Below are 18,084 nucleotides of genomic sequence, written 5' to 3' on the forward strand. Positions count from 1 at the left end.
GAAAATCTACCTATCATTTTTGATGAATATCTTCCTAAATGGAATTATAGAGCTATTCCTCAAAATAACTGAAATGCATAAGTTATTTATTTTTCATTCCTTAATACCAAACCACAAAATGGCTACGCCATTTTGTGGTTTTAAAACCCTGACTGGATTTATAGCAAAGTAAGTTTTGCTTAGGACATCAAACCCAAGAATTGAGTGGCGGCGCGAAGCGCCGCCACTCAATTCTTGGGTTTTGGTTTGTACTAGCTATAGTGCGAAATATAAGGATTTGGGCTTGGAGACCAAGCCCCTACCTGTACGAAATGTTGTAGGGATTTGGTCTCCAAATCCTATTTCAAAACAAATTTGCATAATAAAAAATGCTCCCAAAGGGAGCATTTTTTATTATGCAAATTCTGGTCTCCCCTGTGACATGAAATGCTTTTGTGAACTCATTTCAGGTTCTCCATCATTAGGGACTCTCTGGATATAAGTTCCATCTGCCTTGAGATCCCAAGCTTGACGATTGTCAGCAAGGATGATCTCCAGAATCTGCTTGAGTTCTTTAACTAGAGAGCCTTCCACAATAGGGGTAATCACCTCAACACGCGCATCAAGATTTCGTGGCATCCAGTCAGCACTGCCGATGTAGACCTCTTCTTCTCCTCCATTACTGAAGTAGAAGATGCGTGAATGTTCGAGAAAGCGCCCAATGACACTAATTACCCTGATGCGATCGCTTAAACCTTTGACCTTAGGACGAATACAACAGATCCCTCGAATGATTAGATCAATATTCACCCCAACTTGTGAAGCCTCATATAGAGCCGAGATTATCTCAGGATCTACTAGTGAGTTCATCTTGGCAATGATATAGGAAGGATAGCCCTGCTTTTGATGTTCAATTTCGCGTTGAATTAACTTCAAAAACTTCTCTCGCATATTTACAGGAGCAACTAGCAATTTTCGATAATCGCGCTGACGGGAATAACCCGTGAGATAGTTAAATAAATCCGTCAAATCTGCACCCAAATCATCATTACAGCTAAAAATACCTAGATCACTGTAAAATCTCGCTGTTTTCGGGTTGTAATTGCCAGTACCGATATGAACATAACGCACTAGGCGATCGCCTTCTTGTCTGACCACCAAAGCTGTTTTGGTGTGAGTCTTGAGATTTTTCAGCCCATAGACGACATGCACCCCAGCATTCTCTAACTTCTTCGCCCAGAGAATGTTATTCGCCTCATCAAATCTTGCTTTTAGCTCCACTAACACCGCGACTTGTTTGCCATTTTCCGCAGCTCGTACCAAAGCATGAACAATCGGTGAATCGCCAGAAGTGCGATACAGGGTCTGCTTAATTGCTAGAACGTCAGGATCGTTAGCCGCCGCTTCAATAAATCGCTGTACGGTAGTTGTAAAGGATTGATAGGGATGATGAACTAGAAAATCGCCCTCTTGAATAATTTCAAAAAAACTTTTACCCTGCTCATATCCTTCCTTCAATCGTGGATGGGTGACTGATTTCCAAGGCTTATCTTGATATTCTGACATGGGCAAAAAAGCGAGGGACATCAGACCGCCTAATCCAATGAGTCCAGGGATGTCGTATACGTCAGCCTCAGTAATCCCCAATTGCTCAATTAGCTCTTTGCGGATTTCTGGAGGGATATCCCTCGCAATTTCCATTCTCACAACTGAGCCAAACTTCTGCTTGCGTAGCTCTTCTTGTAAAGCCGAAATCAAGTCATCAGCTTCTTCTTCTTCGATATCTAGTTCCGCATCACGGGTAATCCGAAATGGATAATAACTGAGAATTTCCATTCCTGGAAATAAAGCGTCAAGGTTATGGGCAATAACCTGTTCCAAAGGCACAAAGGTATGATCATCGGTCTCAGGAATTTTGACAAACCTTGGTAATACATTAGGTACTTTCACTCGCGCAAAGTTCTTTTCCTTAGTTTCGCGATCGCGCACAATCACGACTAAATTTAGACTCAAGTTAGAGATGTAAGGGAATGGGTGAGCAGGATCGACAGCTAAGGGCGTGAGTACGGGAAATAACTTTTCTTGAAAATAGGTTTTGAGATATCGCTGATGTTTCTTATCGATATCCTTGTAGTCTAAGAGCTTTACTCCATGTCTGTGTAATTCTGGACGCAGGGTATTCTCAAAAAACTCATGTTGCATCGTGATCAATGGCACAAGCGCTTCCCGAATTACTTGTAACTGCTTTTCTGGACTCAGCCCATCATCGGAAACAATGTCCATCTGCTCCGCAAACTTTTTCTTCACCCTTGCAACTCTAACCATGAAAAACTCATCAAGGTTAGTACTGAAAATTGCGAAAAATTTAGCGCGTTCTAGTAGTGGGGTGCGCGAGTCAATACCTTCACTTAAAACTCTTTTATTAAATGCAACCCAGCTTAGTTCGCGATTAAAAAAATACATGGAGCGATCAACAGAATCAGCATCAGACTTTGCATGTTGCTTACCAATTGTCTCTGAATTCTCTGGCAAAGATTCTGAAATTTCTACTAAGTCCATAGTCGTTTCGATTATGTCAGCTTCTTTTGAAGAAATATCTACATCTTTCTTAACTAAATCTTTTTTGGTTCTGGTCATAGGAGCCAATCTATCATCTTGCTTAAAATCAGTTACTTACTAGATTACCGAAGTATCGGTCATTGCTATGTGAGCTTAAACACTTCTCAAAAATAACCCCAAATAAATAATCAAGGGTGATGTTTTGCATCACCCTTGATTATTTACAGCTCAAACGAACTATGGATGCCGTCGATTGTGTTAGGACAAAAGCAAAACCCAAGAAGAGAATGGCGGCGCGAAGCGCCGCCATTCTCTTCTTGGGTTTTATGTCCTCATACATTTGGCGACAGCTATACAAGAAAGTTTTTTAAAAGGCTTGCTAATGTCTAAGCCCCCTAAATCCCCCAATTCTGGGGGACTTTAATCTGGGGACAAAGTTTGAACGCAAAGCGCTGTAAACTCTAGCCCAAGAGAGCATCAATATCTTTACGCAACTCTGCATCTTCGGGGGAGACACTAGAAGGGTAGTACTTCACGACTTTACCTTCTTTATCAACTAGAAACTTATTGAAGTTCCATTTCACTTGGCTACCTGTAGTTTCGGTGAGATATTTGTAAGCATCCGACATGTCACTACCGCTTACTTTTACCTTACTAAACATGTCGAAGGTGACATCGTAAGTGAGAGAGCAGAAGCTCTTGATTTCTGCTTCAGTCCCTGGCTCCTGTGCGCCAAAGTCGTTACTAGGAAAGCCAAGAATCTCGAAACCCTTGTCTTTGTATTCACGATAAAGAGATTCTAGCCCTTTGTACTGCTTGGTGTAGCCACATTTAGAAGCTACGTTGACAACTAAAGCAACTTTGCCTTTGTACTGAGCAAGATCAACTGGTTGACCATCAATGTTGGTGAGCTTGAAATCGTAAAGTGTGGACATATTTCGGATTATTAGGGTTTATATGGGAGTTGTTTTTGAGGTTGCTATAGTTAGTAAAGACTGATTTCATAACTATTTAGCAATTTGCAGCGATCGCATGGCAAGTGTAATTATCCTAATTGGTGTACCCGCTAGTGGCAAATCTAGCCTTGCTGAGAAGATGCTGTATGCTTCTAGTCAGAATAGTAGTAGCCTAACTTATGGGGCAACTCAACTAATCAGCCCCGATCGCATTCGAGCTTCACTGTATGGATCAGCTGCTACGCAGGGAGATTGGGCGGAGATTTGGGAGCAGGTACAACAGTCATTTGCCAATGCAGCGAAATCGCAACAATCTGTAATATATGATGCCACAAATTATAAACGTGAGTATCGCAAAGATGTTATTGACCTTGCTAAGGCTCATGGGTTCAAGCCAATTACGGGTATTTGGCTAGATGTGCCACTCTGGATTTGCCTATCCCGTAATGAGGTACGCGATCGCGTTGTTCCTGAAGATGTAGTCATCGAAATGTATCGCACCCTTTCCTATAACCCACCGACTCTCAGCGAAGGCTTTGATCGCATCTTGTTGCGAGATCAAAAATTAGACAATGAATGGATTGACTAAGTGGTGGATTATTTTTACTCCCTTCCCAGTTTTGAGATCAAACGAACCACAATTGCTGTCAAGCTCAACAGAGATAAGCGGTGTGAAGCGCCGCATCTCCCTGATACAGGTGGCTATATAGCTATAGCCATCTGTATCAGGACAAATCAAAACCCAGATAGTGTGAGGCGGCGCTTCTCGCCGCCTCACACTATCTGGATTTTATGTCCTAGCAAGAATGGCAACAACTATAAATACCAATTCACGAAAGTGTGACTACATTTTTATGAATTAAAATCCAAACCCAGTAAGGGTTTTCAAAACACAAAATGGCATAGCCATTTTGTGTTTTGGTATAATTATCAATATCAGCGAAAAAACGTAATTTCAAAGCACTAACAATATCAGAAAGTTTAAATAGCGTGAGTTCGGGATAAGCTACAAAATTTTAAAAGGCAAAACAGTAAAAGCCTCGCAAAGCGAGGCTTTTACTGTTTTGCCTCCTTCTAGGAGCTAGTTTGGAATTAAGCAGAACTGAGGTTAAATACTCTTAACTGCAAAAGATTTTATTCATCCCTTAAAAAGAAGTTAAATAAACTTTATCTTTTTAATAATCTTTACTTAATAAAAGCTTTCTCTATCCTTTACAAAATGCAATAGATCCTTGTGTAGATTTAAGTTTGTATAACAATTTTGGATTGATACAGACAAAGTCATGGATTCATCTGTAATGTTTAAAGGTCTATTTTTTAAGGCAGCTTCTGCTGTTGCTGTTAGCACTGCCTTAATCGCATCATTCGGATCTCAGGCAAATGCTCAGAGTGTGATCAGAGCAGATGGTTCTAGTACTGTATTCCCAATTATGGAAAGAGCAGCTAGCGACTTTCAAAAATCAGGTGGTTCCAGAGTAACCGTTGGTGTTTCTGGTACTGGTGGTGGTTTCAAGAAATTCTGTAACGGTGACACCGATATTTCTAACGCTTCTCGACCAATCAGCAAAAAAGAAATTGATGCTTGCAGAGCCAAAGGAATTAGTTTCTATGAACTTCCTATTGCTTACGATGGTCTAGTTGTGGTGGTCAATCCCCAAAATACATGGGCTAAGAATTTGTCCGTTGATGAACTCAAGAGGATTTGGGAGCCAGGTTCCCAAATTAGAAACTGGAGCCAAGTTCGTAAAGGTTTTCCCAACGTTCCCTTAAAATTATTTGGTCCCGGTCCTGATTCGGGTACTTTTGATTATTTCACAGAAGCAATTAATGGCAAGTCTAAGTCTAGCCGCACCGACTATACCCCCAGCGAAGATGACAATGTATTGGTCAGAGGTGTAGCAGGCGATCGCGGCGCTCTCGGCTACTTTGGCAAGTCCTATCTGGAGTCAAACAAGAGCCGTATTCGCGCAGTTGGTATTATTCCCAGAGGCGGTCGCAATGCGGTGATGGCTTCTGATGCCACTGTCCAAAATGCGTCCTATCAGCCACTTTCTCGCCCAATGTTTATTTACGTCAGCACTAAGGCTGCTGCTCGTCCTGAGGTCAAGCGGTTTGTAACCTACGTCTTTAACAACGGTAATAGGATCGTCAAACAGGCTAAATACACACCATTCCCTCAGCCTGCCTACGGTAAGATTCTTGCCAATTATAACAAGGGCAAACTTGGCACTATTTTTGGAGGTGAAGCACAAATTGGTCTGACTATTAACGAATTGATTTCTCGCGAAACTCGCTAAGATTCATTTCCGAAGTTGTAGTTGCCATTAGTACATTCTTCAAAATTTAATTCCCTTTAATCCCAAAAATGTTGAAAATTACATTTTTGGGATTTTAAGCATTTACCTGACCTGCATGTTGGCGATGATGCCACATTTCTAGAAATACGCACAATCTCATGACTAAAGAAGCGAAAATCGCCAGCCTGACAACTTTTAAACCTAGTCGCACTCAAAAGCGCTTAATCATTGAAAAAGTAATTGAAGTAGTACTTTTTTTAGCAGCTTCCTCCTCAGTCTTAACAACCTTTGGGATTATGGAAATTTTGATAGGAGAGGCTTGGAAGTTCTTTCAAACAGTTTCAATAGTTGAATTTTTGACAGCTACTGAATGGACTCCATTATTCAGTGAACCTAAATATGGCATTTTGCCACTCATCTCAGGCACGTTAGTTACTACTGGTGTTGCCCTAGTTTTAGCAATTCCCCTTGGCACAATCATTGCTATCTATTTAAGTGAATTTGCATCAGATCGAGTGCGGGAAATAGTCAAACCAATTTTAGAGGTTTTGGCAGGTATTCCCACGGTCGTATATGGTTACTTTGCGCTGCTTTTTGTTACGCCTTTGCTTAAAGAATCAATATTAGCTGTCCACAAGTTTTTGATCCCTGGACTAGAAGAGTTTGATTATTTTGTCCTTCCTGGTTTTAATATGCTCAGTGCAGGGCTGGTAATGGGAATTGCAATCGTGCCATTTATCAGCTCAATTAGCGAAGATGCGATGCGGGCTGTCCCTTTGCAAATTCGTGAAGGTTCCTATGCGATGGGCGCAACAAGATTACAAACAGCCCTAAATGTGGTCTTACCTTCAGCGATCTCAGGAATTATGGCGGCTTATATCTTAGGTATTTCTAGGGCGATCGGACAGACGATGATTGTGGCGATCGCCGCAGGATTACAGCCAATATACACATGGAATCCCCTCGAAGGAGCCGCAACCATATCTACTTATATCGTCCAAGTCTCACAGGGCGACATTGCTAGGGGCACTATAGAATATCAAACAATTTTTGCAGCAGGGCTAACCCTAGTAATGATTACGCTGTTGTTGAATATTATTGGCTTCTTTTTGACTAAGCGTTTTCGAGAGGTTTATTAGAGTCATGCAATCACATAACATCCAAAAGCTCAAGGAAAACATTAGCCGTCGCAAACTGTGGGATTACATATTTATAATCGTTGCTATTCTCTCTCTTTTAGTCAGCATCTTGACTTTGATCGCGCTTATACTTCAACTATCCATTACAGGAATCCCACGTATAAATTGGGAATTTCTCACTTCCTTTGCTGACCCCGCTCCAGAGATTGCAGGCATTTTGACAGCTTGGGTTGGCAGTTGTCTCACCATGCTAGTGACGATCATAATGACGGTTCCGATTGGTATTGCCTCAGGCATATATCTAGAAGAATATGCTCGCAAAAATTGGGTCGCTAATATTATTGAGATCAACATTGCCAATCTAGCTGGTATTCCTTCAATCATATATGGATTATTAGCACTAGGTGTGTTTGTGCAGCAGTTTAAGCTGGGGGAGAGTATTCTCACCGCAGGCTTAACATTATCTTTGCTGATTTTGCCTGTAGTGATCGTGACTACGAGAGAAGCTCTCAAGTCAGTGCCGAATTCGCTCCGAGAAGCAGCCTATGCAATGGGTGCAAGCAAATGGCAGATGATCTGGGATCACCTTTTACCATCTTCCGCAGGTGGTATATTAACAGGCATTATTGTGGGACTATCTAGAGCGATCGGAGAGACTGCGCCATTGGTGACGATTGGCGCATTGACATTTATTGCCTTTTTGCCAGATTCTCCATTTGTGGACTTCCCTAATAAAGTGTTTACGTGGCTAGAAGCTCCATTTACAGTGATGCCGATTCAGATGTTTAACTGGGTATCTCGACCAGAGCCAGAGTTTCAGGTAAATGCGGCGGCGGCGGGAGTGATTTTGATTCTAATGACAATTACTATGAATGGCTTAGCCATTTACCTCCGCTATTACTTCCGCAAGCGAATCAAATGGTAGAAACAGAGAAAATTTAAAGACAAATTTTTGTTGAGTAATTAACTAATTGGCTAATTGAAATAAATGGAAACTACCTCCCCAACTACAACTAAAAAAGTAAGACTCAAGGCTCAGATCAAGGATTTTAGCTTTTTTTATGGCTCTGTCCAAGCTCTTAAAAACATTAATCTAAAAATAGCCGAGAACCGAATTACAGCATTGATTGGACCTTCAGGCTGTGGTAAAACTACGCTTCTACGTTGCTTTAACCGTATGCACGACCTTTATTCAGGGAATCGCTATGTGGGAGAGATCCTTGTTGAGAAACAAAATATTCTCGATAAAAATATTGATCCGATTGAAGTAAGAATGCGAATTGGCATGGTTTTTCAAAAGCCTAATCCTTTTCCTAAGACGATTTTTGAGAATGTTGCCTATGGGTTGCGCGTCAGGGGGATTCATCAAAAGCAATTGATTACTGATAAGGTGGAAAAGGCTTTGCGAGAAGCCGCGCTGTGGAATGAGGTGAAAGATCGACTGAATGATCTTGCTTTTAATCTGTCGGGGGGACAACAACAAAGACTTTGTATAGCCAGAGCTTTGGCAACTGATCCTGAGATATTGCTATTTGATGAACCAACTTCAGCACTAGACCCGATCGCTACTTCTAGTATTGAAGAGTTGATCACCCAACTAAGAAATAAAGTAACAGTGCTAATCGTGACTCACAATATGCAGCAGGCTTCTCGTATTTCTGACTTTACTGCCTTTATGTATTTGGGAGAGTTGGTGGAGTTTAATAACACAAAAATCATATTTAACTCAGCAAGCAAGCAACAAACTCAGGAATATGTCTCTGGTAAGTTTGGCTAAAAGTTAAGTATCTTGCTTTTGGGCTTTTGAGCCTATGCAAAAGAATTGTGTCACCCGCGTAACGGGTGACACAATTCTTTTACTTTTTCAACATTTTGAGAGAGTGCGTTTTAACCAAACGTGAGTTCGATATAGCCATTTGCGTCGTGCGAAGCACGACGCAAATGGCTAAAAATGGTAAAAATCGCTTAGCGATTCTTACCATTTTTCGTTTTCGTCGAACTGACGTTAACCAACAGGCATAATCTGATGCAGTGCATCTTCCGTAGAATCAAAACAATTTTCATGTCCAATTTCCTTGAGTAAGCCACTGCGATCTAAAAGTTGCTCGACTTCAGGACGCAAACCACTCAAAAACAATTGGCAATTGTGGCGTTGTAAATCGTGATAAATCTCTTCTAGAGCAACTAGTCCAGTCGTATCCATACTCGGTACATAGCGCATTCTCAAAATCAAATACTTAACTTCAGGTGCATCACGAAGGAAGCTGACAAATCTCTCGGCTGCACCAAAGAACATCGGCCCATCAATCCGATAGATAGCAATTTGTTTGCCAAAGTCTAGGGGTACGCCAGCAAGGAAGACATTATCTTCAGGCATTTTGACTAGACTGAGTTCACTCATGCGCTTGATAAAGAGAATCCCTGCGGCAATTAGACCAACTTCCACTGCTAAAACTAGGTCAAAACAGACCGTAACTAGCCATGTCAACAGCATGACTCCAAAATCAGCATAGGTAGTATGGATCAATAAGCCGATCGCTTCCCATTCCATCATGCGAATACTGGTAATCATTAGGATACCAGCGAGAGCCGCGAGAGGTACTTGTGAAGCCAGAGGTGCAAAGGCTAAGACGATCGCAGCAAGCGCGACACCGTGAATTACTCCTGATAAGCGAGTTTTACCACCAGCCCGCACATTTACCGCTGTACGGGCGATCGCCCCAGTCGCAGGAATACCACCAAAAAATGGCACGATCATATTCGCTAAACCCTGTCCAATTAGCTCCCGATCGCTATTGTGGCGATCGCTAACACTCATACCATCGGCAACCACGGCTGCTAGTAAAGATTCGATGCTGCCTAATGCGGCAAGGGCGATCGCGGGATTAATCAGCTCTCTAATTAATTTGAAATCATTCCAATGGGGAATGCCTTGGGGGATGGGTAAAGATTGAGGAATTAGCCCAATAGTGGGTACTTCTAGATGCCATTGTGATTTGGCGATGACTGCGGCTATGGTAGCGACGACTAAACCAACTAAAGACCCTGGAATCGAGTGGTTGATTCGATTCCATAATAATTTTGTGCCAATGGTCAATAGGGCTAAGGCGATCGCTAACCAGTTATAGCCTTCTAAATTGGTGACAGTTTGCCAAAGTGCTTGGAGGAAATGCTCTTGATTTGGCAGGTGTAACCCGAAGAAATTATTTAACTGTCCGCAAAAAATAATTACGGCAATACCATTGGTGAATCCTGCGGTGACAGGATAGGGAATGAATTTCACTAAACGCCCTAACTTTGCCACGCCGAGGGCGATTTGGATAATTCCCGCCATTACGCCAGCAATCCAAACTTTCTCAATGCCATATTTAGCGACAATTCCCACTAAAACAACAGCCATCGCTCCCGTGGGGCCTGTAATCTGCACAGGTGAGCCACCAAATACAGCGGCAACGACTCCAGCCACGATCGCTGTATAAAGCCCTGCCTTCGGTTCGACACCACTGGCGACTGCAAAGGCAAGCGCTAAGGGTAACGCGACGACTGCGGCAGTAAGTCCTCCCGTCAGGTCGCCACGAAAATTACTAAATAATCCCTTGAATGGATGATTTTTCGGACTTTGATTGTTGCTAGCTAAGCTTCCTGCTTGTGCCATGAGATTCTAATTACTCCAATTTTTGTAGAGATTCCCGCATTTCAATAACGTGATTGTTAAAAAGCTCTAGCGCCGCATCCAATACCTTAAAAATCGTGGGATCACCGACGGAATAGTAAGCAAAGTTTCCTTGTTTCCTCGATCGCACTAGGTTGTATCGCCGCATTACTGCCAACTGTTGCGAAACTGCTGATGGCTCGGCTTCAATCCCCTGCGCGATCGAATTAACGCTTTGTTCACCAATCCGTAAAGAATCTAATATCTGAATCCTTACGGGATTGGATAAAACCTTAAATAAATCAGCTTTAAAATAACTTGGTTGAAATGTCATATGAACACCCCTATTCACTTATATCCCTCAACTTTACGAGACAAAGATACAAGGTCAAACGTAAATATATCGGATTTATATACTTAAAGGTATCTATATACTAACCTATCTATCTTCAAAGTATTGCATATAGATTTTAAATCCCAATAGCTTTAATTGTGAAACCAAATTTTGGTGTTTCCAGCTCCAAAATCGTTTTTTGCAAGCAAACCTAAGGTTTGCTTGCAAAAAACGATTTTGATAATGAGAATTGCTAGGAAAAAATCAGCAATTCTCGTTATGAAACCGATTTTGGTATTTCCAGCGCCTTCGGCGCTGGAAATACCAAAATCGGTTTTTTGAAAGCCCGCCAACGGCGGGCTTTTAAAAAACCGATTTTTATAATGAGAATTGCTGGGAAAAAATAATTGGGCTTTGTCTATTTCTCGTTTTGTGTTAGCTTAAATAGACTCAATCTCTAAGGGGTACAGTAGGTTAAAATGGCTAAGCGCCGCAATCAGAAAAAAGAAAAAGCTCTTCGCAACCAAGCGTATGCGCGTAAGTTTCGTAAGCGCACCCCTATGGGTCGCTTTGGACGTAGAAGACCAATGGGCAGCTATAACGATCCAGAAGATTCTGAATCCAATGGAGCTGCTGATACAGGTGCAGCCGATACTGGCGCTGCTGATACTGGCTCTGGTGGCAATAAATTCTAATCTGAATTCTGGCGATCGCCTTCCAGTATTCTACAGATCATGACCACAAGTTTTGCCCTTGCCTTACATACAACAACTACAAAATTAGAGCTTGCGATCGCGGAAATTAACCCAAACTCTGATCGCAATTCTCAAATTTATATCATCCATAAACAGCAGTCATGGGAACTAGGCAGAGAGCTATCTGTACAGTTACATGACTGTTTAAATGTGTTTATGGGTGATCTTGCATGGACTGACTTGGCTTTTTTAGCGATCGCCACGGGTATCGGGAGCTTTACTGGCACAAGGATCGGTGTCGTGGTAGCAAGGACGATTGGTGAGCAGTTACAGATTCCTGTATATGGAATTGACTGTGAGTCAATAGTCACTAAAGCGCAACAATCTGATCCACCTTTATCCCTAGGCGAAAGCTTGCTAGCGATCGCCCACGATCAATGGCAAGCTCAATGGCAAACAGGAGTTTATCCAAATTGGCAAGATGTTTTGCCAATTTATGAGCAGTAACAAAAAAAGGCGCAATGCGCCTTTTTTTGTGGATAATCAGCACTATATCCCCCTCTCTGGTTAGCAAAGTGGTAGAATCATGGTGCTGAAAGTATATAAAAGTTGAATTTTCTTAACTAGCGATCGCTCGTTAGATCTAAGGGGGAACCATTTTATTACCAAAGCAAAATCCACCTAAGACGGTAGTTATTCCCAGCTTGACCTATGCTTCAAGACGCGATCGCCATTCGTCATTATCAAAAGATTACCGACTCCCTTGTCGAAATGTCAGAACGTGGTTATCGTTCGACCGACGAGATGAGGCTATTTTTAGACGGTTACTTATCGGCTCTGCGAGCAACTAATGCTGTAGAAGTCCATCATATCCATCGTCTCGAAGAAGAAGTAATCCGATTTTTATATGATTCTTCTAACTTTGCATCTCCCTATGAATTTGAGATGGAAGTTGAGCGCGGAGAAAGGTAAACACTATGCCGAACCCCTGCGGTAAGCGGAGTCTGAAAGCGATCTTGCTTGACGACTTGCAGCTCTTGCTGCTCACAAAATATATCAAGCTGCTCACTTTCTTCGGGGAGCCATTGACCACGATATAGGACTGCTGTGCCGCTTTTTTTGAGAAAAGGCAATGCATAGTCTGCACAAATATCTGGCTTGCCTACAGCTCTCACTACTGCCAAATCGTACTTCTTTTTGTATTGACCTAATTTATTAATGTCTTCGCTACGCCCCCATTGGGCGATCGCATTAGATAATCCTAAAGTTTGGATTGTCTCTTCGACAAAGGCAACCTTTTTTTGTTTGCTATCTACTAGGGTGACTTGCCATGTCGGTTTAGCGATCGCGATCGGCAATCCTGGAAACCCTGCCCCTGTACCAATATCAATCACCTTAATATCTTCCCGATCCCAAAAAGCTAATACCCCCCGCAACGAATCCCATAAATGTTTTTCCCAAAAATGATCCGCAGCCGTAATTCGAGTCAGATTTTGTTTGCTATTGCCCTCTAAGACTAATTCGTACAGCTTTTCAAATTGGGCTATTTGGTCAGGGTTTGGTGACCAGTTGAGCGTAGATAGCCAATGCTCGCATAGATGGGAAAAGTGGGGCATAAAAAACATGAAGTAAACATTGCGCTTTGCGCGATCTCTACTTTATACCAAAACACAAAACGGCGTAGCCGTTTTGTGTTTTGGTATTAACCCTTACTGGGTTTGGTTTTTAATTCCCAGAAGTATGTCTATATAGCTGTCGCCAAGTGTATGAGGACATAAAACCCAAGAAGAGAATGGCGGCGCTTCGCGCCGCCATTCTCTTCTTGGGTTTTGCTTTTGTCTTAAGACAATCGGCGGCAGCTATACTTTCGGGAATTGGTACTAAGACATTAGTCACAAAAAGAGTTACGTCGTTCCGTGACGTAACTCTTTTTGTGACTAATATTTGCCGAAATTTAACATTAGGGATAAGATCGAAGGAACATTAAGATTCATGTAGCAATACTAAGCTGTTTCAAAAATTTTATTTTTCAGATAAACACTTTGAATATGTTCTAGATCGCTCAATATATCAATTTCAGGTTTAGGTAAAATCGCTATTTGCACAGTTAACCTAAACGAAAATTTAAAAAATATTATAAAAAGGAAATATCAATGACTGAACCAAAAACCAAAGTCCGCACAGCCTTTACCAAAGATGATCGTGGGATTTTAAATAATTGGGCGATCGAACCAAAGATGTATTTTGATGACAAGATCGATAAGAAAGCTGAGGAAAAAGGCGAAGAGCAAGGTGGCCCTACAGAATATGCTGAACTCTTAAAAGGACGCTTGCCACTTATTGGGATTACCTTACTCGTCTTGGCAATGATTGGGATTACCTTAGTTGCTATCGCTTAGGTGACTACTACTCCCTTCCCAGTAAAAGAATAGCGTTGCGGCGCAACGCTATTCTTTTACTGGGAAGGGAGTAAGAAAAGAACTTTACAAATTATCGGTTTCTAAAATGGGGGCAAAGCTTGGATTTGCTCCTAGAATTATAGGCTATGACAATTCCCCAAGACCCAATTCAGTTTTTAACGCTTGCCGAAGCCCATGCGATCGATGGCGCAATGCTATCGACAATGGAAAAATTTATGACCCGCATCACAGTTTCATCGATGCGGATTATTACTAAAGTTGCTGAAGACCTACATATTCATGCTGAAGATCTGGCTTCTAGCCAAATTGTGCATTGGATTGAAATGGATTCGCAAATTCGGCAAGAGCAAGGTGAAGATGCTGCCTTTTTGAAATGGACTTCGCCGCATCCTGATCTAGACTTTGAAGATACGCGACAGGATGAAGTTACGACTGCGAAGCTTTCTAGCCATGAAAAATTTCTCACTCGCATGGTCATTTCGGCAATGCAAGCATTAGTGGCGATCGCAAAAGATTACAGCACTCACATTGAAGATTTGACCGTAGCCCAAATTCTTACTTGGGTAGAACGCGATGCCAAAGTTAAACGAGAACAAGGTGTCGAGGCTGCTTTTTTATCTTGGTAGGATGAGATCTCACAAAAAAAGAGAGAGCGCTAAGCGCTCCCTCTTTTTTAAGAAGTTTTATGTTCCTTCTGTCCAAGAATTGAGATAGTGGACTTGCTCAGGAGTAAGAGTATCAATCTTGATACCCATTGCTTGTAGCTTCAAACGAGCAATCTCTTGATCAATATCCTTCGGAATTGGCACAACACCCGCAGGCAAGTTACCCTTGTTCTTAACCAGAAATTCACAGGCAAGCGCTTGGTTAGCAAAGCTCATGTCCATAACACTAGCAGGGTGACCTTCAGCCGCCGCAAGGTTAACTAGACGACCTTCACCGATGACAATGACGGACTTGCCAGACTTAAGTTGATACTCTTGAGTGAAGTTACGAACAAAGCTAGCAGATTCGCTGAGATCGTTGAGAGCAACTAGGTCAATTTCTAGATCAAAGTGACCAGAGTTAGCCACGATCGCGCCATCTTTCATGGTTTCAAAGTGTTCGCGACGGATCACATGCTTGTTACCAGTAACGGTGATAAAGATATCGCCGATTTTGGCTGCATCATCCATAGGCATGACACTAAATCCATCCATGGCAGCTTCGATCGCCGCAACAGGATTAATTTCGGTGACAACTACGTTTGCGCCCATGCCGCGTGCGCGAAGAGCCACACCCTTACCGCACCAGCCATAACCAGCTACAACGATGACTTTGCCTGCCAACAAAATATTGGTAGCGCGGATAATGCCGTCAAGAGTTGATTGACCAGTACCGTAGCGGTTATCGAAGAAATGCTTCGTTTCGGCATCGTTAACAGCGATCGCAGGGAAAGTCAGCTTGCCATCACGGAACATGGCATTGAGACGCACTAGCCCTGTGGTGGTTTCTTCGGTAGTACCGATGATTTCAGGGATTTGGTCAGCGTGGTGTAGTACCAAAGTTGTGGTTACATCGCTACCGTCATCAACGATGATGTGGGGACGGTGAGCCAAAGCCATTTCAACGTGGCGATGGTATGTAGCGTTGTCTTCACCTTTGATTGCAAATACTGAAATCCCGTGATCGTAAACCAACGATGCAGCAACGTCATCTTGGGTCGAGAGGGGATTACTAGCGATCAAAACTGCATCGGCTCCAGCCGCTTTGAGGGCGATCGCGAGGTTTGCGGTTTCAGTCGTGACGTGGCAACAAGCAGCGATGCGGATACCTGCAAGGGGCTTTTCAGCAGCAAAGCGATCGCGGATTTGACGCAATACGGGCATTTCGCGGCTAGCCCATTCGATGCGTTGTTTGCCTAGTGGTGCAAGTGTAATGTCCTTAATCTCGTGCTTAACGGTCACGGTTTCAGGTGCAATGGTTGTGGACATGTATAAGTTGAAATTTTTACAAAATTTAACTTCATTATATGCCAAGCAAACTAAATATACTAATTTACGAAAGTGTAGTGACACTTTTATGAATTAAAAAGTAAACGCCACGTCTAAATAGAGAACAAGGCGCTTAAGCGCCTTGTCTGTAAAAATTTGATATTAATTTTTTAACGCGAAAATCCTGTTGATGACATCTTCGACAACGCGATCGGGCGTTGATGCTCCAGAAGTTACACCGACTTTGATTTTGCCCGTGGGTAGCCAATTGGTAGCTTGCTCGATCACCTTACCTAGGGGCTTATGTTCGATCGCCTCAGCCGATAAAATCCGATGCACGTCATCAATGTGATAGGAAGGAAGATTACGCTCGATCGCAATTTCTTGTAAATGGGTTGTATTTGAGGAGTTGTAACCACCGATCACGATCATCAAATCGAGATCCTCTTCCACAATCTCAAACATGGCATCTTGACGTTCTTGAGTGGCATCGCAAATTGTATTAAAGGAAAGGAAATGCTCATTAACATGTTCCACACCATACTTTTGCATCATCGTCTTTTCAAACAACTTACCGATCGCTTCAGTTTCACCCTTAAGCATCGTGGTTTGATTAGCAACGCCGACTCTTTCAAGATCGCGATCGGGATCAAATCCTTCTGACATCGCTTTACTGAACTTAGTGAGGAACTCTTGGCAATCGCCACCATTGAGCATGTAATTAGCCACATATTCGGCTTCTTGCATATTCAGCACTACCAGATAGCGCTTGGCATAAGAACTTGTAGCGATCGTCTCTTCGTGATTGTATTTACCATGCACGATGGAAGTAAAGTCAGCTTTTTTGTGCTTCTCGACGCGATTCCAAACCTTCGATACCCAAGGACAAGTTGTATCAACAATTTTACTGCCAAGTTTATCTAGTAACTGAGTTTCCTGCACACTAGCGCCAAAGGCTGGCAAAATCACCACATCACCCTGTTCAACACCTGAGAAATCCTTATTCCCGTCGTTATTCACAGGTACAAACTGAACTTCCATTTCCTTAAGTTTTGCATTTACGGAAGGATTATGAATAATTTCATTAGTAATCCAAATTCGTTCTGTAGGGAACTGAGTGCGAGTTTCATATGCCATCGCTACAGCTCGTTCCACTCCCCAACAAAAGCCAAAGGACTTTGCCAAATAAATCGTCACATCACCTTGCGTATACACATAGTCATGCTCACGAATGGTTTGGATCAAGTCACTATGATATTGCGATCGCATGGTTGATTCGGCTTCTTCTCCATGTCCAAAGCCTTGCCGAAAATAATTAGGCGACTTATGCAAAGCCCTCCGCATAGCTTGAGTATCGAGCGTATTGTCCATGCGCTTAGATTAATCCTAGGTAATTGTGCTGAAAGTATTATAACGGGCTAGCGTAAAAATTGACCTTGCAGAATTACGGACTAATGGCTGTGACAAGCCTATTTAGCTGATCATCCACATCCTTGCGAGCTAGAAACTCATTAGCCACAGCCACCAAATTCCCTAAGTTTTTGGGATCGGCTTGAAAGGTAGAAATCTTTTTGTTGACGGGAACTAGAGGCTGATACCGATCATATCCTCCGTCAATCAACTGCGTGGCTATATAGTCAATCGAATCTGCGGAACCGTCAGAAAACACATCAAGCATTGGAAATAGGGGTAATGAAAGATCAAATTTCTGAATTCTCGTGAGCAGAGTATTCCACCAAAAGCCTAAGTTCATATTCGGAAAGATATTAATGCCTTTGTCTATATAAAATTGACGAATTTCAGAAGCAGGTATTCCCTTAGCGATCGCACAAGCAATAATGCTACCTGTTGAAGTTCCTGCAAACAAATCAAAATAATTTTTTAGAGGCTTATCCAATTTCTGCTCTAAGCGCTCTAAGATCACAGCCGTGATCAGTCCGCGAATACCACCACCATCACAAGCGAGAATTTTAAATTTACTTGAGCTAGCCATGATTTTCACTTCCTGTAAATCTAAAGTAATGGGCGATCAGAAATTCTCATTATCAAAGTTGGTTTCAAAATGAGAATTGTTAATGTG

At 42.3% G+C, this 18,084-nt stretch carries 18 protein-coding genes; 10 read left to right on the top strand and 8 right to left on the bottom strand.

Translation table 11 applies throughout. The features are described 5' to 3' along the window. Positions 1–393: 393 nt before the first annotated feature. Together ppk1 and H6G05_RS18520 are read right to left on the bottom strand one after the other, a co-directional pair. Positions 394–2,538, bottom strand: a complete 2,145-nt coding sequence (ppk1, locus tag H6G05_RS18515) for a polyphosphate kinase 1 (RefSeq protein ID WP_408962486.1) — start codon at positions 2,536–2,538, stop codon at positions 394–396. Positions 2,539–2,999: 461 nt separating this feature from the next. Then, positions 3,000–3,473 carry a glutathione peroxidase gene (locus tag H6G05_RS18520; protein ID WP_190580200.1) on the bottom strand — a complete coding sequence of 158 codons (474 nt, stop codon included), beginning with the start codon at positions 3,471–3,473 and terminating at the stop codon, positions 3,000–3,002. 97 nt (positions 3,474–3,570) lie between these two features. Between H6G05_RS18520 and H6G05_RS18525 the strand changes: the two genes are divergently transcribed. The 5 genes from H6G05_RS18525 (at position 3,571) to pstB (ending at position 8,707) form a co-directional block, all read left to right on the top strand. Continuing rightward, positions 3,571–4,083 (top strand): AAA family ATPase, encoded by a 513-nt coding sequence (locus tag H6G05_RS18525; RefSeq protein ID WP_190580202.1) that lies wholly within the window; start codon positions 3,571–3,573, stop codon positions 4,081–4,083. Between the two features lie 694 nt (positions 4,084–4,777). Beyond that, positions 4,778–5,791, top strand: coding sequence for a PstS family phosphate ABC transporter substrate-binding protein (locus H6G05_RS18530; protein WP_190580203.1), 1,014 nt, complete (start codon positions 4,778–4,780; stop codon positions 5,789–5,791). Positions 5,792–5,949: 158 nt separating this feature from the next. Further along, a complete protein-coding gene (gene pstC / locus H6G05_RS18535; RefSeq protein WP_190580205.1) occupies positions 5,950–6,930 on the top strand; it encodes a phosphate ABC transporter permease subunit PstC in 981 nt (326 codons plus the stop codon). Positions 6,931–6,934: 4 nt separating this feature from the next. Continuing rightward, positions 6,935–7,855, top strand: coding sequence for a phosphate ABC transporter permease PstA (pstA, locus tag H6G05_RS18540; RefSeq protein WP_190580207.1), 921 nt, complete (start codon positions 6,935–6,937; stop codon positions 7,853–7,855). A 63-nt stretch (positions 7,856–7,918) separates the two neighbouring features. Beyond that, positions 7,919–8,707 carry a phosphate ABC transporter ATP-binding protein PstB gene (gene pstB, locus H6G05_RS18545; RefSeq protein WP_190580209.1) on the top strand — a complete coding sequence of 263 codons (789 nt, stop codon included), beginning with the start codon at positions 7,919–7,921 and terminating at the stop codon, positions 8,705–8,707. A gap of 228 nt (positions 8,708–8,935) precedes the next feature. On the opposite strand, the gene H6G05_RS18550 is transcribed toward pstB, so the two are convergent. Next, positions 8,936–10,585, bottom strand: coding sequence for a SulP family inorganic anion transporter (locus H6G05_RS18550; protein ID WP_190580211.1), 1,650 nt, complete (start codon positions 10,583–10,585; stop codon positions 8,936–8,938). A gap of 10 nt (positions 10,586–10,595) precedes the next feature. Then, a complete protein-coding gene (locus tag H6G05_RS18555; protein WP_094530813.1) occupies positions 10,596–10,916 on the bottom strand; it encodes an ArsR/SmtB family transcription factor in 321 nt (106 codons plus the stop codon). A 479-nt stretch (positions 10,917–11,395) separates the two neighbouring features. Between H6G05_RS18555 and H6G05_RS18560 the strand changes: the two genes are divergently transcribed. From H6G05_RS18560 to H6G05_RS18570, 3 genes are all read left to right on the top strand, one after another. Continuing rightward, positions 11,396–11,611, top strand: a complete 216-nt coding sequence (locus tag H6G05_RS18560) for a hypothetical protein (RefSeq protein WP_094530815.1) — start codon at positions 11,396–11,398, stop codon at positions 11,609–11,611. A 39-nt stretch (positions 11,612–11,650) separates the two neighbouring features. Continuing rightward, complete coding sequence (gene tsaB, locus H6G05_RS18565; protein ID WP_190580213.1) at positions 11,651–12,118, top strand: tRNA (adenosine(37)-N6)-threonylcarbamoyltransferase complex dimerization subunit type 1 TsaB; 468 nt, start codon at positions 11,651–11,653, stop codon at positions 12,116–12,118. 204 nt (positions 12,119–12,322) lie between these two features. Beyond that, the gene (locus H6G05_RS18570; protein ID WP_190580215.1) at positions 12,323–12,583 is read left to right on the top strand and encodes a DUF6761 family protein; all 261 of its coding nucleotides are present in this window, start codon (positions 12,323–12,325) and stop codon (positions 12,581–12,583) included. Here H6G05_RS18570 and rsmG read toward each other — a convergent pair. Further along, positions 12,544–13,227 (bottom strand): 16S rRNA (guanine(527)-N(7))-methyltransferase RsmG, encoded by a 684-nt coding sequence (gene rsmG / locus H6G05_RS18575; RefSeq protein WP_190580217.1) that lies wholly within the window; start codon positions 13,225–13,227, stop codon positions 12,544–12,546. The genes H6G05_RS18570 and rsmG overlap by 40 nt on opposite strands. 537 nt (positions 13,228–13,764) lie before the next feature. Between rsmG and H6G05_RS18580 the strand changes: the two genes are divergently transcribed. Both H6G05_RS18580 and H6G05_RS18585 read left to right on the top strand, forming a co-directional pair. Further along, positions 13,765–14,010 (top strand): chlorophyll A-B-binding protein, encoded by a 246-nt coding sequence (locus H6G05_RS18580; RefSeq protein ID WP_190580219.1) that lies wholly within the window; start codon positions 13,765–13,767, stop codon positions 14,008–14,010. 146 nt (positions 14,011–14,156) lie between these two features. After that, complete coding sequence (locus H6G05_RS18585; RefSeq protein ID WP_190580220.1) at positions 14,157–14,657, top strand: hypothetical protein; 501 nt, start codon at positions 14,157–14,159, stop codon at positions 14,655–14,657. 57 nt (positions 14,658–14,714) lie between these two features. On the opposite strand, the gene ahcY is transcribed toward H6G05_RS18585, so the two are convergent. From ahcY to H6G05_RS18600, 3 genes are all read right to left on the bottom strand, one after another. Further along, positions 14,715–16,004 carry an adenosylhomocysteinase gene (gene ahcY / locus H6G05_RS18590; RefSeq protein ID WP_190580222.1) on the bottom strand — a complete coding sequence of 430 codons (1,290 nt, stop codon included), beginning with the start codon at positions 16,002–16,004 and terminating at the stop codon, positions 14,715–14,717. Between the two features lie 162 nt (positions 16,005–16,166). Continuing rightward, positions 16,167–17,375 (bottom strand): 4-hydroxy-3-methylbut-2-enyl diphosphate reductase, encoded by a 1,209-nt coding sequence (locus H6G05_RS18595; protein ID WP_190580224.1) that lies wholly within the window; start codon positions 17,373–17,375, stop codon positions 16,167–16,169. A 73-nt stretch (positions 17,376–17,448) separates the two neighbouring features. After that, positions 17,449–17,997, bottom strand: coding sequence for a patatin-like phospholipase family protein (locus tag H6G05_RS18600; RefSeq protein ID WP_190580226.1), 549 nt, complete (start codon positions 17,995–17,997; stop codon positions 17,449–17,451). Positions 17,998–18,084: the final 87 nt, after the last annotated feature.

Origin of the sequence: Phormidium tenue FACHB-1050, assembly GCF_014696925.1 — a bacterium.
Lineage (GTDB): Bacteria > Cyanobacteriota > Cyanobacteriia > Pseudanabaenales > Pseudanabaenaceae > Pseudanabaena.

Bases quoted from the DNA above. Each gene is read 5' to 3' on its own strand.
- ppk1 (WP_408962486.1), bottom strand. From the start codon at position 2,538: ATGGACTTAGTAGAAATTTCAGAATCTTTGCCAGAGAATTCAGAGACA.
- H6G05_RS18520 (WP_190580200.1), bottom strand. From the start codon at position 3,473: ATGTCCACACTTTACGATTTCAAGCTCACCAACATTGATGGTCAACCA.
- H6G05_RS18525 (WP_190580202.1), top strand. From the start codon at position 3,571: ATGGCAAGTGTAATTATCCTAATTGGTGTACCCGCTAGTGGCAAATCT.
- H6G05_RS18530 (WP_190580203.1), top strand. From the start codon at position 4,778: ATGGATTCATCTGTAATGTTTAAAGGTCTATTTTTTAAGGCAGCTTCT.
- pstC (WP_190580205.1), top strand. From the start codon at position 5,950: ATGACTAAAGAAGCGAAAATCGCCAGCCTGACAACTTTTAAACCTAGT.
- pstA (WP_190580207.1), top strand. From the start codon at position 6,935: ATGCAATCACATAACATCCAAAAGCTCAAGGAAAACATTAGCCGTCGC.
- pstB (WP_190580209.1), top strand. From the start codon at position 7,919: ATGGAAACTACCTCCCCAACTACAACTAAAAAAGTAAGACTCAAGGCT.
- H6G05_RS18550 (WP_190580211.1), bottom strand. From the start codon at position 10,585: ATGGCACAAGCAGGAAGCTTAGCTAGCAACAATCAAAGTCCGAAAAAT.
- H6G05_RS18555 (WP_094530813.1), bottom strand. From the start codon at position 10,916: ATGACATTTCAACCAAGTTATTTTAAAGCTGATTTATTTAAGGTTTTA.
- H6G05_RS18560 (WP_094530815.1), top strand. From the start codon at position 11,396: ATGGCTAAGCGCCGCAATCAGAAAAAAGAAAAAGCTCTTCGCAACCAA.
- tsaB (WP_190580213.1), top strand. From the start codon at position 11,651: ATGACCACAAGTTTTGCCCTTGCCTTACATACAACAACTACAAAATTA.
- H6G05_RS18570 (WP_190580215.1), top strand. From the start codon at position 12,323: ATGCTTCAAGACGCGATCGCCATTCGTCATTATCAAAAGATTACCGAC.
- rsmG (WP_190580217.1), bottom strand. From the start codon at position 13,227: ATGCCCCACTTTTCCCATCTATGCGAGCATTGGCTATCTACGCTCAAC.
- H6G05_RS18580 (WP_190580219.1), top strand. From the start codon at position 13,765: ATGACTGAACCAAAAACCAAAGTCCGCACAGCCTTTACCAAAGATGAT.
- H6G05_RS18585 (WP_190580220.1), top strand. From the start codon at position 14,157: ATGACAATTCCCCAAGACCCAATTCAGTTTTTAACGCTTGCCGAAGCC.
- ahcY (WP_190580222.1), bottom strand. From the start codon at position 16,004: ATGTCCACAACCATTGCACCTGAAACCGTGACCGTTAAGCACGAGATT.
- H6G05_RS18595 (WP_190580224.1), bottom strand. From the start codon at position 17,375: ATGGACAATACGCTCGATACTCAAGCTATGCGGAGGGCTTTGCATAAG.
- H6G05_RS18600 (WP_190580226.1), bottom strand. From the start codon at position 17,997: ATGGCTAGCTCAAGTAAATTTAAAATTCTCGCTTGTGATGGTGGTGGT.